Source organism: Amycolatopsis xylanica (assembly GCF_900107045.1).
Classification (GTDB): domain Bacteria; phylum Actinomycetota; class Actinomycetes; order Mycobacteriales; family Pseudonocardiaceae; genus Amycolatopsis; species Amycolatopsis xylanica.
The window spans coordinates 1,407,208-1,421,674 of the sequence record NZ_FNON01000001.1 but is presented as its reverse complement, the minus strand read 5'-3'; the positions used below and the strand labels follow the sequence as shown (position 1 = coordinate 1,421,674).

Genomic DNA, 14,467 nt, shown 5'->3' with positions numbered 1-14,467 from the left:
CGAACATGTTCGTGACGAACATGTTCGTTCACGCATTCACCTTGTCGAGGAACCCGGCCAGGTTCGCCGCGGTCCGCTCGATCAGCTCGTCGACACTGAGCGACTCGTGCAGCCGCCCGCCGTTGCCCGCGTCCTTCTTCCCGCGCAGGTACAGCGAACACGCCAGGTCGGCGCAGATGTACGAGCCCACCGAATTGCCCTGGCGCCCCTCCGGGCCCGCCTTGCGCGCGGTCATCAGCGAGACGCCGTCGCCGGAATGTGTGGTCAGGCACAGTGAGCACATGCTGCGCCGCGCCAGCCCGGCCTGCGCGGCCCGGCGCAGCGCGACACCCACGAGCCCATCGCCGGATTCGGCGACGATGTACGAGCGCTCCGGCGACGCGGGGTCGCGCCAGCCGAGGAAGTCGAGGTCGTCCCACGGGCGCTCGGCGAGGTCCTTGGGCACGGCGAGGCGCTTGGCCTCCCCCTTGGTGCAATTGATGAACGAGTTACGGATTTCCTGCTCGGTTACTGGTCTCACACGACCGAAGCTAGCTTTCCTAGTGGTCTTAGGCAAATAATTAAAGCCTCTAGGAAACGGGGGGTGAGCCATGGCACGTGCGGGCCTGACCGCGCAACGGCTGACCGAGGCGGCGGCCGAGCTGGCCGACGAGGTCGGCTTCGAGAACGTGACCGTCTCCGCGCTCGCCCGCCGTTTCGGGGTGAAGGACGCGAGCCTGTACTCGCACGTGCGGAACGCGCGTGACCTGCGAGTCCGCACGTCGGCGCTCGCGCTGGCCGAACTCGCCGACCGGGCGGCTGCCGCGCTCGCGGGCCGGTCCGGCAAGGACGCGCTGGTCGCGTTCGCCGACGCCTACCGCGACTACGCGACCTCACATCCGGGCCGCTACGCCGCCGCGCAGCTCGAGATCGACCCGGACACCGTCGCCGCCGAACCCGCGCGCAGGCACGCCGAGCTGACCCGCGCGGTCCTGCGCGGCTACGCATTGCCCGAACCCGCCGAGACCGACGCGGTTCGGTTGCTGCACAGCACTTTCCACGGCTACGTGAGCCTGGAACGCGGCGGCGGCTTCAGCCACCAGACCCGCACCGCGGACGCCTCCTGGGCCGCCGCCCTCGACGCCCTCGACACCCTGCTCCGCCAGTGGCCCGAACCCCGAAAGTGACTTTCGTCAGGTCGCATCTGACGGAAGTGGCTTTCGGGCTTTCCCCGGTACCCCGAAAGCCACTTCCGTCAGGTCTTATCTGACGAAAGCCACTTTCGGGGTTTCAGCAGGTGGTGAGGAAGCGCTCGAGGACACGGGCGCCGAAGCGGAGGCCTTCGACCGGGACACGCTCGTCCACGCCGTGCGCCATCGCCCGGTACGGGAAGCCCGGCGGCAGGTAGAGCGGGGCGAAGCCGTAGCAGTCGATGCCGAGCGGGCTGAACGCCTTCGCGTCCGTGCCGCCGCCCATGCAGTACGGGACCACGACGGCCTCGGGGTCCTCGGCGCGCAGCGCGTCGGCCATCGCGTCGAACCACGGTGAGTCGATGCGGGCCTCCACCGGCGGCTGGTGCGCGACGAACTCGCGTTCGACGTCGCCGAGCAGCACGTCCAGCTCCGCGAACAGCGCCTCCTCGGTGCCGGGCAGCACCCGCACGTCGAGTTGCGCGGTCGCGATCGACGGGATCACGTTGACCTTGTAGCCGGCGTTGAGCATCGTCGGCGTGGTGCTGTTGCGGACCGTCGGCACCACCAGCGCGCCCGCCGGGCCGAGCCGCGCGACCGTTCCGTCCACATCGGACAGATCGACCGGGACGCCGAGCGCCTGACCGGTGCGCTCGAGGAACGCGCGCACGGTCGGGGTGAGGTTGACCGGCCAGCGGTGCGCGGCGACCCGGTGCAGCGCGCCGACGAGCTTGGTCACCGCGTTGTCGTCGTTGGGGCGGGAGCCGTGCCCGGCCCGGCCGCGCGCGGTCAGCCGCAGGTGCGCGGTGCCGCGCTCGGCGGTGCCCACCGGATACAGCCGCACGTCGCGGCCCGAGGCGTCGGGCACGTGGTAGGTGTAGCCGCCCGACTCGCTGATCGACGCCACGCAGCCTTCGAACAGGTCGCGGTGCTCGGCGGCGAGCCAGTGCGCGCCGTACTCGCCCTTGTCCTCTTCGTCGGCGACGAACGCGAGCACGATGTCGCGGCGTGGGCGCAGGGTCGGCGCGAAGGACAGCACCATCGCGATGAAGTCCTTCATGTCGACCGCGCCGCGGCCCCACAGGTAGTCGTCGCGCACCTCGCCGGAGAACGGCGGGACCGTCCAGTCGGCGGCGTCGGCGGGCACGACGTCGAGATGGCCCTGCACCAGCATGCCGGGCAATGTCGGGTCGGTGCCGGGGATGCGGGCGAGCACGTTCGCCCGGCGCGGCGCCGACTCGATGATCTTCGGTTCGATGCCCGCGTCGGACAGGCGCGCCGCGACGTACTCGGCGGCGTCGCGCTCGCCCTCGGCGTCACCGCCGCCGCGGTTGGTGGTGTCGAAGCGGATCAGGTCCGCGCACAGCTCGACGACGTCAGCCATAGATTCCCTGCACAGCCCCCGCCGCGATGGCGGTCACGATCTTGAAGGCCTTCATGGCCTCGGTCATGTTCGGCGCGTCGAAGCCGACCCGGCGCACCCCGATCTGCTCGACGGTCGGGATGACCGCGGCCGCCGCGGCGAGGTGGCTCGCGTCGAACTCGACCTCGATGCGGTGCGTGCCCGGCGCGGGTTCGTTCCGCCCGGCGCGTTTCATGCTCTCCTCGGCCGCCCCCGTGAGCAGCGACGCGGTCACCGACGGCGGCGAGCAGATCGCGGCGTAGCGGCTCACGCATTCCTTGACCTGCACCATCGACGCGCCCGGCGCGTAGTCGAGCGCGTCCTCGATGGTCTTGTCGTCGCCGGTCACCATCAGGACCGGCACGCCGTACTCGGCGGCCATGCCCGCGTTGAGCCTGCCCTCGCTGGCCAGCGTCCCGTCGAGCCACACCCCGGTGATCTGGTTCTCCAGGTAGGTGTGCGACAGGACCCCGTCGACACCCGCCGCCGCGTGATAGCCGAGGAACACCACACCGTCCACGCCCGACTCGATGCCCTGCATCATCGACAGCGGTTTGTGCCGCCCGGTGAGCATCCGCGCGCGGGGGTCGAGATCCTCCAGCAGCAGGTTGCGCTGCGACGAGTGCGCCTCGTTGACCAGCACGTCCGTCGCGCCGCCCGCGTGCAGCCCGGCGATGGTGGCGTTGACGTCACCGGTGAACATCCGCCGGAATCGTTGCCACTGCTCGGTTCCCGGGATGACGTCGTCGGTCCACGTGACGCCGGTGGCGCCTTCCATGTCGGCCGAGAGCAAGATCCGCATGGCGGGCACTCTAACCGAAACTCACGGCGAAGCCCGCTCTGCTCGGCGAAGAAGACCGGGATAAAGCGGGCTTAACTCCGCGGCGGGATAAAGCCCGCTTTATCCCGGGCTCAGCCGACCGAGGGGCCCAGGCCCAGCGACTGCGGGGTGGAGGAGTCCGGCGAAGGTTGATGCAGGCCCTCGTCGAGTGGACCGAACTCCGTCATCAGCGCGGCGCTTCCACCCCAGGCGGTCTGCTCCTCGGCGACCAGCGTGTTCGTGGTCAGGAGCAGCCCGGCCACCGAGGCGCCGTTCTGCAACGCCGACCGCGCCACCCGCAGCGGATCCACGATGCCCATCTCGATCATGTTCCCGTACCGGCCCTCCAAGGCGTCGAAACCCTCGTCGGCGCCCAGCTCGCTCACCCTGGCGACCACATCGGAAGCCGGGAACCCCGCGTTCGCCGCGATCAGGTACGCGGGCAACGGCAGCACCCGGCGCACGATCTCCACCCCGGCCGCGTAGTCGTCCTTCACCTCCAGCTCGTCGAGCACGGGCGCGGCGTGCAGCAACGCCGCCCCGCCACCGGCCACGATGCCCTCGGCCATCGCCGCGCGTGTCGCCGACAGCGCGTCTTCGACACGGTGCTGGAGTTCTTTCAGCTCGGCGTCGGTCGGCGCGCCGACCTTGATCACCGCGACCTTGCCCGACAACGCGCCGATCCGTTCGGTCAGCACGTCCTCGTCGATGCCGAACGTCGCCCGTTCCAGCTCCGAGCGCAGCTGCGTCAGCCGGAACTCCACGTCACCCGAGGCGCCGATGATCGTGGTGTTGTCCGCGGTCACCCGCACTTGCGCCGCCCGGCCCAGCTGCTCGAGGGTCATCGTCTCCAGCGTGAACCCCGAATGCCGCGAATACACCGCGCCGCCGGTGATCGCCGCGATGTCCTCCAGCTTGTGCAGCCGCCGGTCACCGAACCCGGGCGCCTTCACCGCCACACACTGGAAGATGCCGTTGACGTGGTTGTGCACCAGCATGCTCAGCGTCGTGCCCTCGAGGTTCTCCGCGATGATCACCAGCGGCTTCGGCGCCCGCATGATCTTGTCCAGCAGCGGCATCAGCTGCTGCAACTTGGTGATCTTCTCGCTGCACAGCAGCAGATACGGGTCGTCGACGACCGCCTCCAGCGACGCCGGGTTCGTCACCATGTACGGCGAGAGATACCCGTTGTCGAACTCGAACCCCTCCACGAACTCCACAGCCATGCCATGGCGCGGCGACTCCTCGACGGTCACGATGCCGCCGTCGCCGACCGTGTGCAGCGCCTTCGCGATCACCGCGCCGACCGTGTCGTCGTCGTTGGCCGAGATCGCCGCGACCCGCGCGTAGTCCTCTTCGGACACCACCGGATGCGCCACCGACCGCAGCCGCTCGACCAGGCGGCTCACCGCCAGGTCGATGCCGCGCTTGATCAGCACCGGGTTGCCGCCCTCGGTGATCGCGCGCATGCCCTCGCGCACGATGCCCTGCGCGAGCACCGTGGCCGTGGTGGTGCCGTCGCCGACGATGTCGTTGGTCTTGATCGCGGCTTCCTTGACCAGCTGCGCGCCCATGTTCTCGAACTGGTTCTTCAGATGGATCTCCCGCGCGATCGTCACCCCGTCGTTGGTGACCACCGGCGACCCGGTGATCTTCTCCAGGATGACGTTGCGCCCCTTCGGGCCGAGTGTGGACTTCACGGCCTCGGCGAGCTGGTCGACCCCCGACAGCAGCAGGTCACGAGCGGCCGGGCCGAAACGCAGTTCCTTGGACATCGCTGGCTCCCTACGGGACGAGGATGGCTCGGCCGCGGACCCGCCCCGCGGCCAGATCGTCGAGTGCTTCGGCCGCCGCGGCCAGCGGATACGCCTTGGTGTGCAAGGTGACCTTGCCCGCCTGCGCCAGCTCCATCAGCTCCGCCAGCTCGGTGTAGGTCCCCACGATGTTGCCGATGATGTTGCGCTCGGTCGAGATGATGTCCAGCGTCGGGATGTGCACCGCGCCGCCGTACCCGATCACGAAGTACGACCCCGCCCGCGCGGTCATCGCGAACCCGTCGGCCTCCGCGCCCTCCTCGGCCACGAAGTCGAGCACCACCTCGGCGCCGCCGGTCAGGTCCAGCACGGCTTCGACGTGCTTGCCGTCCGCGACCACCGTTTCGTGCGCGCCGAGCTGGGACGCGAGCGCCAGCGCGTCCGGATTGCGGTCGACCACGACGATCCGCGTGGCCGTGAGTGCCGCCAGGCACTGGATGCCGATGTGCCCGAGCCCGCCCGCGCCGATCACCACGCACGACGTGCCCGGATACAGCAGCGGGATCGCCTTGCGCACCGCGTGATAGGCGGTGATCCCCGCGTCCGCCAGCGCGGCCACGTCTTTCGGCTGGGTGGCCGGATCCAGCTTCACGCAGGCCCGCGCCGACGTGAGCAGGTACTCCGCCATCCCGCCGTCGGAGTCCAGCCCCGGGAAACTGCTGGACTCGCAGTGCATGTCGTTGCCCGAACGGCACGCCCGGCACAGCCCGCATGTCGGCGTCGGATGCAGGATCACCGTGTCCCCGACGGCCACATTGGACACCGCGGCCCCGACCTCGTGCACCCAGCCCGCGTTCTCGTGCCCGAGCGTGTACGGCAGCGCGACACCCATCGCCGCCGCCCACTGCCCCTCGATGATGTGCAGATCCGTGCGGCACACCCCGGCGCCGCCGACCCGCACCACCACGTCGAACGGGTTCTTCACCACCGGCTCGGCGATCTCGTCGAGCACCGGCCGCTGGTGGTACCCGTGCAGACGAACCGACTTCATGGCTCCTCACCTTCTCCCGCGTCCGGGTACCGGTGGCGCAGCATGCCCCGGCAGATCCCGGTGTTGGCCTCGATCCCTGCCCGCGTCAGCCGCGCCTTGCCCAGATGCCGCGGCACGGCGCCCTCCTCGACCCGTGACCCCGTCACCGGGTCGATCAACAGGGCCGAGCCGGGGTACGCGGGCAGACCCAGCTCGGCCCTGCGCCGCCGGAGCCGGTCGAGCCCGGCCGAAGGCGGCGGATCGCGCAAGGTCATGGCCAGCAGCTCGGCCGGGGTCGTGCCCGCTGCCAGCAGCGGCCGGCAGACCGCATCGGTGCCGGCCAGCACGGCCTTGCGCAGGAAGTCGGCGCGCAGGCGGTCCAGCTCACCCGCGGCCTCACCCGGGAACGACCCCGCGAACCCGGCCCTCGCGGCGACGCCGGCGTTGATCTGCTCCGCCGCGAAATGATCGACCAGCACCACCTCCACGCTCGCGGCCCCGGTCGCCGCCACCGCGTCATAGGCGTCGGCGACCATCAGGAACGCGAAATTCGGCGCGCAGAAATACGTCGGCAGCCGCAGCCGGACCCGCGCCCGCCCGTCCGGGGTGACCGTGCACGCGGCCACGAAGCCGAGCGAGGTGATGGGCTCGTCCAGCTCCGGGTCTCGCACGGTGCCCAGCGCGCCGAGCAGCTCGGCGACGCCAGGCCGCTCCGTCGTCGTCATCCCTGCTCGACCAGGTGCGCGTCGTCCCGGGCCGCGGGGGTGGCGTCCTCGAGACGGCATTCGGCGGGCACTTCGAGGTCGTAGAGCTTCGCCGCGTTGAGCCCGAGGATCTTCTTCTTCGTCGCCGTGGTGACACGCGGGTAGTCGGAGTACTCGTCGCCGGGGTAGTCCCAGTCGACGAACCCCTCGATCTGCCAGCGCGGCTCCCAGATGCCGTAGTCGCTGCCGAAGGTCATCTTGTCCTCGCCGACCCAGAACAGCAGCTCACCCATGACCTTCGCGAAGAACCGCGGCCTGGCGTGCATCAGGCCGCCGATCACCACCGACAGGCCCGCGTAGACGTTGGGCTCCTGCGTGGCCATGAAGCAGAAATCCTCGATCCTGGGCAGCCCGACGTGCTCGACGATGAAGTTGAGCTCCGGGTGATCGGTCGCGGCGTGGTCGATGTCCGAGACGTCGAACGCGTCCTTGTCCAGCGGCCAGATCGTCGGTCCTTTGTGGACATGGATGTTCTTGATGCCCAGCTCCTGGCACGCCTCCAGATATCGGTAGGCGTCCGGATCGCTGAGTTTCCACCCGCGCGAGCCCTCACGCCACTCCGCGGTGTAGAGCTTCACGCCCTTCGAACCGAAGCGTTCCACGTTGTGCCGCAACGCTTTCAGCCCGTCCTCACCCTCACGCGGGTCCCAGCGGGTGTTGAGGACGAACTTGCCGGGGTGCTTCTCGCCGAGCGCGGCATTGCGCTCGGTGGTGTTGAAACCCTCCTTGTACCACTCCTTCAGATAGGTCGGCTGGAACACCGCGACGTCGACGTAACCGTCCTCGAAGACGTCCTTCAGCAGGTCGTCCTCGGAGTACTTCTGGAACTTCTCCAGCGTCCAGTGCGTCTCCGGCGGGCCGAGGCCCTGATAGGCGTGGAAGCACTCGATCCAGCCCTTCGCGTACTGCTCCGCGCCGGGCACCCAGTTCTCGGGGGAGGCGTCCCAGAAGTGCATGTGGCTGTCCACCACGAAGTACTTCTCGCCGTCTTTGACGTACATCACGTGGCCTTGAGGTCGAAGCCGATGAACTCGGCGGCGTCTTCGGGATTGGCGAACATGATCGTGCGGTCGTCCTCGTGGATCATCCGCCCGTAGTGCGTCGACATGCTCTCTTCGAACTCGGCGGCGTTGAACCAGCCCTCTTCCTCGCCTGCCTCGTCGTCGATCTCGGCGTAGACCACGTCCATCCGGCCCTTCGCGTCGACGCGGATCATCGACGGCAGTGGAGTGACCGTGACGTTGTCGAGGCGGTCCATCACCTTGGCCACGATCGCGCCGACCTGGTTGTTCATCAGCGTGAACCCGCACATGTTCGACGCGGTGTTGTCCGACTTGAACGGGCTCTCGGCCGTCTTGAAGGTCGTCTTGAGGGAGGTCACTGCTCCAGCTCCTTCGGGATGTCGAGGTCGAACCCGGCCAGCAGCGCGCTGAACCGGTTCTTCACGCGGTCGAGCCCGTCCTCGAACCTCGGCGGCCTGGTGTCCGGCTGCGACCACAGCGGCTGCAGCGTCCGCGCGGCCTCGATACAGCGCGGCACCCACGCCTGCGCCCAGTCCTGCAGCAGGTCCTTGTTGTGGCGCGCGAACTCCTTGTCCGTGACCAGCAGGTCGAACATCGCCTTCGTGTAGCGCAGGTCCCGCTCGGCGAAGTCGTACTCCTCCGCGCCGACCACCGTCGGGGTGACGAAGTCGCCGTTGCCCGGCGCCGCCTGCTGCACCAGCCCGCTGCGGAACAGCTCGCCGACCAGCGGCTCGAAGATCACGTTCGCCGCGAAGACCGCCTCACACCAGTCGTCGATCCCGGTGAGCTGCTCGGCGACCGTCCGCACGCCCTGCCACGCCGGGTCGTCGTTCCACGTGCTCAGGTGCGCCGAACCGTCGAAGTCCTCGATCTCCTCCGACAGCGTCAGGTTGTAGAGCGCGAGGTCCTGCGCCGCGCGGATCCGGTGCATGCTGTTCACCGAGATCGCGTTGTTGTGCATATTCGTCGGCGCGCGGCGGTTGGCGTTGGCGAACAGGTACAGCCCCAGGCCGTGGTCGACGTGCATCCACGCGCCGACATGCTGCGCGACGAACGCCACCCAGTTGCGGTTCCACTGCGCGAACGCGCCCGACCGCCTCGCCGCCTCGATGTTCTGGTTGAGCTGGCGCACCACGTTCGAGTTGTAGCGGTAGAGACTCAGCTCCCATTCCTCGTTCGGGTCACGGAACTCGTGCCAGCCGTGCGCGGGCCACTCGTAGCCCTTGCCGCCCGACCCGGGGAAGCGCTCCGGCTCCGGCCGGTCGCTGCCCCACGCCTTGAGCGCGGTCCACTCGAGCGGATACCCGCCGCGGCCGTCGGAGAACCCGTACAGCCAGCCCTGCGCCAGGTAGTGCCGCGGATCGGGCTGGACCTCGACGGTCACGTCCTCGTAGTGCGTCTGCTTGCGCTTCTGCGGGGTGAAATAGTTGTACTGGCGTGCGAGCGAGTCCGGGAACACCTTGGCGCCGGCCTCGGCGTCGGTGAAGACCGGTTTCGGCACGCTGCGTTCCTGCGTGGCTGTCATGGCTTCCTTTCAACTCTCGTCATCGCCGGTGGTGGTGAACTTGTCGTAGAAGACCCGCTTGCCGTCGACACCCAGCGCGGGCAGCAGCTCGATCGCCGCCTCCACCATCGGCGGCGGCCCGCACACGTACGCGTCCGCGTTCTCCAGGTTGCTTTCCCTGCGGCGCAGCACCTCGGTGATCAAGCCCGTCTCGCCGTCCCAGTCCTCTTCGGACAGTGCGGGCACATAGCGGAACCCGGGCAGCGTCCGCTCGAGCTCGTGCAGCTCCTTCTCGAAACACAGGTCCCGGCGTTTCCTCGCGCCGTAGTAGAAGACGGCCTTCCGGTCGATCCCGCGCTCGGCCATCGACCGCAGCAGGCACAGGATCGGCGCCATCCCCGCCCCGCCGCCCACGAACACCAGCCGCTTGTCCGGCGCGTCCCGCAGCGTGAACACCCCGAACGGGCCGGTCAGCGTCAGCCGGTCACCCGGGCTGATGTCCTTCGCGAGCCTCTCGGAGAACAACCCGCCCGGGTAGACGCGGATGACGAACTCCAGCCCGCGCGTCGCCGCCATCGAGAACGACCGTGTGTGCTCGGTGCCCGGCACGCCGATGTCGACGTACTGGCCGGGGAAGAACTTGAGCTCCGTGTCCGCCTTGAGCACCAGATGCCGCAGATCGTGGGTGACCGGCTCGTTCTTCACGACCTCGGCCTCGACGGTCTCGATCGGCAGCCCCGACCGGATCATCTCCTCGTCGTAGTTGAGCAGCTCGATCGTCAGGTCCTCGTACGCGTGCGCCCGGCACAGCAGCGTGTAGCCCTCCTCCTTCTCGTAGTCCGGCAGCGCGAACGTCGAATACCGGTCCAGCTCGATGTCGTCCCCGTCCAGCACGAACGACTTGCACGACGCGCACTGCCCCTCCTTGCAGCCGTGCATGAGCATCACCCCCTGCTCGGCCGCCGCCCGCAGGATCGTCTGCTCCTCACCGGCCTCGACCTCGATCCCCACCGGCTCGAACCGCACGACATGCTTCTCCGCCATCCCAATCCCTCACCCTGGTGCTCAGAAAAGCCCGAAAGTGGCTTTCGTCAGATCGCATCTGACGAAAGTGGCTTTCGGGCTATCGCACCTGACGAAAGCCACTTTCGGGGTTCGGACGCGGGTCAGGCGTCGGCCGGGGCCGGGCGACCGGCGGGACCGCCGCGGACGTAGCGGGCGTGGAAGGCGTCGCGCTCGGCCGGGGTCATCTCGTTGAGCAGGACGTTGGGCGACTGCAGCGGCGGGCAGCGGCGCAGGTGGTCCAGCGTCCACATCTTCGACGGATCCAGGTCCAGGTGCGGCTGGGCGACCATCGTCTTGCCGTCGTCACGGACGAAGCCCATGTCCGACACCACATCGGCCCAGTTCCAGCCGTGATACAGGGTCTCCCACTCACGGGCGCCGATCAGCTGGCCCATGTTCGGGGTGTTGCGGCCCTGATACGTCGGGCGGAACGCGGTCGTGTCGGTCCACCGGCACATCTCATGGCAGTACGTGCGGACCTGGCCGTCGACCTCGTCCATCACCATGTCCTCGCGCACCAGGCACGGCACCATGCAGGTCCAGCAGCGATGCGGGTACTCGTAGTCGACGTCCTCGAACACGATCGGGTTATGCCCGTTCGGCGTCGCCAGCCGGTTGTAGTTCTCCCACCACTTGCCATAGCGGTCGTACCAGCCGGGGTACTTGTGCTCGAACCACTCGAAGTCCTTGTCGGTCATCGGGTCGATCCGCCAGTAGTTGGCCAGCCACCCGGTGGCGAAGAACTGCGCGACCTCGTGCACGTAGCCCTTGTTCCAGATCTGGTTCCACGACTCCTCGATCAGGTCGTGCGGGATCACCAGCCCGTACTTCTCCAGCGGCACCAGATACGACCGGTAGTAGTCGTCGTAGATCCAGCGCCGCCACATCTCCGCGTAGCTCTCGCGGTCCTTGCGGCGGTCCTTCGTGCCGTACTCGATGAACGTGCCGATCGCCGCGTCCACCACCCGGTGGTTGTTCCACCACGCGTACCGCAGGTCCCGCTCGAGCAGCTGGTGGTTGCTCTCGTCCGACAACGCCATCAGCAGCGTCGCGTACCCGTTGGAGATGTGCCGCGACTCGTCCGACTGCACCGAGTGGAACACCGTCGGCAGCAGATAGTCGCCGTTCGCCGCCGCCTCGGCGGGCATCGCCACGAACAACGTGTTCGTGAACGCCGTCTCCGCCACGATCGTCAGATAGATCGACGCCGCCGTGATCGCGTCACCGGTGATGAAACCCTCCGCGAACTGACGGCCGATCGTGCCGCAGTAGTCGTTCTGGAAATTGCGCAGGCTCGAATTGAACCCGGCCGGGTCGATGTAGTTGTTCATGTACAGGCGCTTGAGGTTCTGCTGGATCGTCGAGTGCCGCACCTCGTCGATCATCTGGATCGCCTGCCCGTTGTGCAGCTCCGGGTTCGGCACCGTCCGGAACAGCAGCGGCATCGCCCGCGCCGCCGAGATCTCCGGCAGCGGGATGATCGACAGGAACAGCTTCTGCCACTCGAGCCACCGTTCCTGCACCTGCCGGAACATGTTCCCGCGGATCGCGCCGTCCGACGCGCCGTACACCCGGTGATCCTTTTCCTCCTGCATCGGGAAATACGACCGCAGCACCTGCTTCAAAGGATCTTTCTTCTTCGCCTTCCGGAACGTGTAATCCGTCCCGTACTGCGACACCGGCTCGTGGTAAGCCGGCTCCCAGGACAGCTCCTGGATCTTCTGATGAGCTTTGGCCACACTCTGGCGACTCATGGGCACTCCTTCAGGCCGGTAGGAGCAGTACAGCGCCGCGCACCACGAAAACGGGTCTCAACATGAGACATCAGCCGTCACCGAGCACGGTCTCCCGCAACCGCGCCAGCTCGGCGGAAATGACGGGGGAGACATAGGCGTTGCCCTCCGGCGCCGGTTCGATTCCCAAGGCGCGCAACAGATCCGCCGCCGCGTCACCCGGATTGCCCGCCTCACCGAGCACCGGGTGCAGCCCCTCCGACGCGAGCTGGGAGAACACCAGGTTCACGACGGTCCACGGGTTGTAGGTCTCCACGAAAACATGACACGACCGGCCCAATCGTGCGCCGGTCTCAATTTGAGACATGTCCCGGCGACGGCACCGGCCTACCCTCGACACGTGCCGGAGCCTGGGACAGCCGACGAGCGCAAGCTCGCCCATGCCCGCGTGCAGTTCCTCACGGCCGAGCGCGTCGATCCACGAGACGTCCGTGACACGATACTGGCGTCGTGGTGGCGCTCCCACCGCAAGAAGGTCGCCGCGGACCACATCGACCTGCCCTACGTGCGCAACCCCGACCTCGAACTCCCGCTCGCCCGCAGCGCCACCCCGATCCTGCGGCGGCTGTCCGAGCAGCTCGACGGCCAGGCCATCAGCGTCATCCTCACCGACCCCGCCGGCGTCGTGCTCGAACGGCTCACCGGCGACGGCGACCTGCACCGCCACCTCGACGGCATCAACCTCGCACCCGGCTTCAGCTACGCCGAGGAGTTCGTCGGCACCAACGGCATCGGCACCGCGCTCGAAGGCGGCCGCCCCATGCACGTCTTCGGCCACGAGCACTACGCCGAAGACCTCGAAGACCTCGCCTGCGCCGGCGTGCCCATCCAGCACCCCATCACCGGCAAGACCGTCGGCGCGGTCGACCTCACCTGCTGGCGCCGCGACGCGGGCCCGCTGATGATCGCGCTCGCCAAGACCACCGCCGACCAGATCCGCCAGGCACTGCTCGTCGACTCCGGCGTCCGCGAGCTGGAGCTGTTCCAGGCCTACCTGCAGGCCTGCCGCCGCACCACCGGCATGGTGCTCGCGCTCAACAACGACGTCGTCATCATGAACGACCCCGCACGCCACCTGCTCGACCCCGGCGACCAATCCGTGCTGCTCGAACGCGCCTCCGAGGCACTCGCCGGCGGGCACCGTTCCCCGGTGGTGGTCGAACTGCCGACGGGGGAGACCGCCCGTATCTCCTGCCGCCCGGTCGAACGGCACAACCAGGTCACCGGCGGCATCGTGCACGTCTCGCTCATCCGCCCCGGCGACGAACCCGCGGCCGCGCCCCGGCCACGCAAGCTGCTCCCCGAACTCGCCGGCACCGCGCCCGCGTGGCTGCGCTGCTGCCAAGAGGTCGACAGCGCGTTCGGAGCCCGCGAATGGCTACTACTGTCCGGCGAGCCCGGCACCGGCAAACTCGCGCTCGCCCGCGCGGTGCAGCACCGCCACCACCCCGACCGCCATATCCCCGTCGTCGACGCCGCCGCGCCCGATCCCGTGCGGCACATCGCCGCGGAATTGCGTGAGCATTCCACTGTGGTCATCACCCACCTCGATCGAATACCCGATCCTCGTCCTTTGGTGGAATTGCTCGCCGGAAACCAGGAAACCCGCTGGGTCGCCGCCACCCACACCGCCGCGATCGCCCCCGGCCTCGCCCAGTGCTTCGGCCGCACGGTCGAAGTGCCGCCGCTGCGCCACCACATCGAGGACCTGCGTGAACTCGTCCCGCTCTTCCTCGCCAGGCTCAGCCACGGCACCGGCCTGACCTGCGCGCACGAGGCGATGCAGCTGCTCACCCGCTCCACCTGGCCCGGCAACGCCGCCCAGCTCCACGAGGTGCTCAAGCAGATCGTGCGCAACCGCCGCCGCACTGGCGTGATCGGCCCCGACGACCTCCCGCCCGACTACCACGCGGTCAGCCGCCGACGGCTCAGCCAGCTCGAATCCATGGAACGCGACGCGATCGTGCGCAGCCTGCTCGCCAACCAGGGCAACAAGAAACGCGCCGCCGAAGCACTCGGCATGTCCCGCGCGACCATTTACCGCAAGATCCACGACTACGGCATTCTCGCGCCCCGCGGGTAACTCGCCGGCTCCACCAAAACGCGGCCAGTCCACCTTCGGTGGAGCCGGTCCGGCGCGTTGC

14 protein-coding genes are annotated in these 14,467 nt (G+C 68.6%); 2 read left to right on the top strand and 12 right to left on the bottom strand.

What is annotated here, in order from left to right:
• Positions 1–28: 28 nt before the first annotated feature.
• Positions 29–520 (bottom strand): FBP domain-containing protein, encoded by a 492-nt coding sequence (locus BLV57_RS06290; protein ID WP_091287551.1) that lies wholly within the window; start codon positions 518–520, stop codon positions 29–31.
• Positions 521–590: 70 nt separating this feature from the next.
• Between BLV57_RS06290 and BLV57_RS06285 the strand changes: the two genes are divergently transcribed.
• Positions 591–1,166 carry a TetR/AcrR family transcriptional regulator gene (locus BLV57_RS06285; protein ID WP_091287550.1) on the top strand — a complete coding sequence of 192 codons (576 nt, stop codon included), beginning with the start codon at positions 591–593 and terminating at the stop codon, positions 1,164–1,166.
• Positions 1,167–1,269: 103 nt separating this feature from the next.
• Here the strand turns inward: BLV57_RS06285 and BLV57_RS06280 are convergent, their stop codons facing one another.
• The 11 genes from BLV57_RS06280 to BLV57_RS06230 all read right to left on the bottom strand — a co-directional run bounded on the left by BLV57_RS06280 (position 1,270) and on the right by BLV57_RS06230 (position 12,579).
• A complete protein-coding gene (locus BLV57_RS06280; protein ID WP_091287549.1) occupies positions 1,270–2,553 on the bottom strand; it encodes a M20/M25/M40 family metallo-hydrolase in 1,284 nt (427 codons plus the stop codon).
• Entirely contained in the window at positions 2,546–3,373 is an 828-nt protein-coding gene (locus tag BLV57_RS06275) for a M55 family metallopeptidase (RefSeq protein WP_091287548.1), read from the bottom strand. The genes BLV57_RS06280 and BLV57_RS06275 overlap by 8 nt, the downstream gene beginning before the upstream one ends.
• 110 nt (positions 3,374–3,483) lie before the next feature.
• Positions 3,484–5,166 (bottom strand): chaperonin GroEL, encoded by a 1,683-nt coding sequence (gene groL / locus BLV57_RS06270; RefSeq protein WP_091287547.1) that lies wholly within the window; start codon positions 5,164–5,166, stop codon positions 3,484–3,486.
• Between the two features lie 10 nt (positions 5,167–5,176).
• Positions 5,177–6,196, bottom strand: a complete 1,020-nt coding sequence (locus tag BLV57_RS06265) for an NAD(P)-dependent alcohol dehydrogenase (protein WP_091287546.1) — start codon at positions 6,194–6,196, stop codon at positions 5,177–5,179.
• Entirely contained in the window at positions 6,193–6,900 is a 708-nt protein-coding gene (locus BLV57_RS06260) for an iron-sulfur cluster assembly protein (protein WP_091287545.1), read from the bottom strand. The genes BLV57_RS06265 and BLV57_RS06260 overlap by 4 nt, the downstream gene beginning before the upstream one ends.
• Entirely contained in the window at positions 6,897–7,940 is a 1,044-nt protein-coding gene (locus BLV57_RS06255; protein WP_091287544.1) for an amidohydrolase family protein, read from the bottom strand. Before BLV57_RS06255 ends, BLV57_RS06260 begins: the two co-directional genes overlap by 4 nt.
• Positions 7,940–8,320, bottom strand: coding sequence for a propane 2-monooxygenase effector subunit MimD (gene mimD, locus BLV57_RS06250; RefSeq protein ID WP_425425951.1), 381 nt, complete (start codon positions 8,318–8,320; stop codon positions 7,940–7,942). Before mimD ends, BLV57_RS06255 begins: the two co-directional genes overlap by 1 nt.
• A complete protein-coding gene (locus BLV57_RS06245) occupies positions 8,317–9,486 on the bottom strand; it encodes a ferritin family protein (RefSeq protein ID WP_091287543.1) in 1,170 nt (389 codons plus the stop codon). The genes mimD and BLV57_RS06245 overlap by 4 nt, the downstream gene beginning before the upstream one ends.
• Positions 9,487–9,495: 9 nt before the next feature.
• Positions 9,496–10,509 carry an NADH:ubiquinone reductase (Na(+)-transporting) subunit F gene (locus BLV57_RS06240; protein WP_091287542.1) on the bottom strand — a complete coding sequence of 338 codons (1,014 nt, stop codon included), beginning with the start codon at positions 10,507–10,509 and terminating at the stop codon, positions 9,496–9,498.
• A 122-nt stretch (positions 10,510–10,631) separates the two neighbouring features.
• Positions 10,632–12,284, bottom strand: coding sequence for a ferritin family protein (locus BLV57_RS06235; protein ID WP_091287541.1), 1,653 nt, complete (start codon positions 12,282–12,284; stop codon positions 10,632–10,634).
• A 70-nt stretch (positions 12,285–12,354) separates the two neighbouring features.
• Entirely contained in the window at positions 12,355–12,579 is a 225-nt protein-coding gene (locus tag BLV57_RS06230; protein WP_425425950.1) for a hypothetical protein, read from the bottom strand.
• An 84-nt stretch (positions 12,580–12,663) separates the two neighbouring features.
• Between BLV57_RS06230 and BLV57_RS06225 the strand changes: the two genes are divergently transcribed.
• Complete coding sequence (locus tag BLV57_RS06225; protein ID WP_245757174.1) at positions 12,664–14,406, top strand: sigma-54-dependent Fis family transcriptional regulator; 1,743 nt, start codon at positions 12,664–12,666, stop codon at positions 14,404–14,406.
• Positions 14,407–14,467 lie beyond the last annotated feature (61 nt).

Bases quoted from the DNA above. Each gene is read 5' to 3' on its own strand.
- BLV57_RS06285 (WP_091287550.1), top strand. From the start codon at position 591: ATGGCACGTGCGGGCCTGACCGCGCAACGGCTGACCGAGGCGGCGGCC.
- BLV57_RS06280 (WP_091287549.1), bottom strand. From the start codon at position 2,553: ATGGCTGACGTCGTCGAGCTGTGCGCGGACCTGATCCGCTTCGACACC.
- BLV57_RS06275 (WP_091287548.1), bottom strand. From the start codon at position 3,373: ATGCGGATCTTGCTCTCGGCCGACATGGAAGGCGCCACCGGCGTCACG.
- groL (WP_091287547.1), bottom strand. From the start codon at position 5,166: ATGTCCAAGGAACTGCGTTTCGGCCCGGCCGCTCGTGACCTGCTGCTG.
- BLV57_RS06265 (WP_091287546.1), bottom strand. From the start codon at position 6,196: ATGAAGTCGGTTCGTCTGCACGGGTACCACCAGCGGCCGGTGCTCGAC.
- BLV57_RS06260 (WP_091287545.1), bottom strand. From the start codon at position 6,900: ATGACGACGACGGAGCGGCCTGGCGTCGCCGAGCTGCTCGGCGCGCTG.
- BLV57_RS06255 (WP_091287544.1), bottom strand. From the start codon at position 7,940: ATGTACGTCAAAGACGGCGAGAAGTACTTCGTGGTGGACAGCCACATG.
- BLV57_RS06245 (WP_091287543.1), bottom strand. From the start codon at position 9,486: ATGACAGCCACGCAGGAACGCAGCGTGCCGAAACCGGTCTTCACCGAC.
- BLV57_RS06240 (WP_091287542.1), bottom strand. From the start codon at position 10,509: ATGGCGGAGAAGCATGTCGTGCGGTTCGAGCCGGTGGGGATCGAGGTC.
- BLV57_RS06235 (WP_091287541.1), bottom strand. From the start codon at position 12,284: ATGAGTCGCCAGAGTGTGGCCAAAGCTCATCAGAAGATCCAGGAGCTG.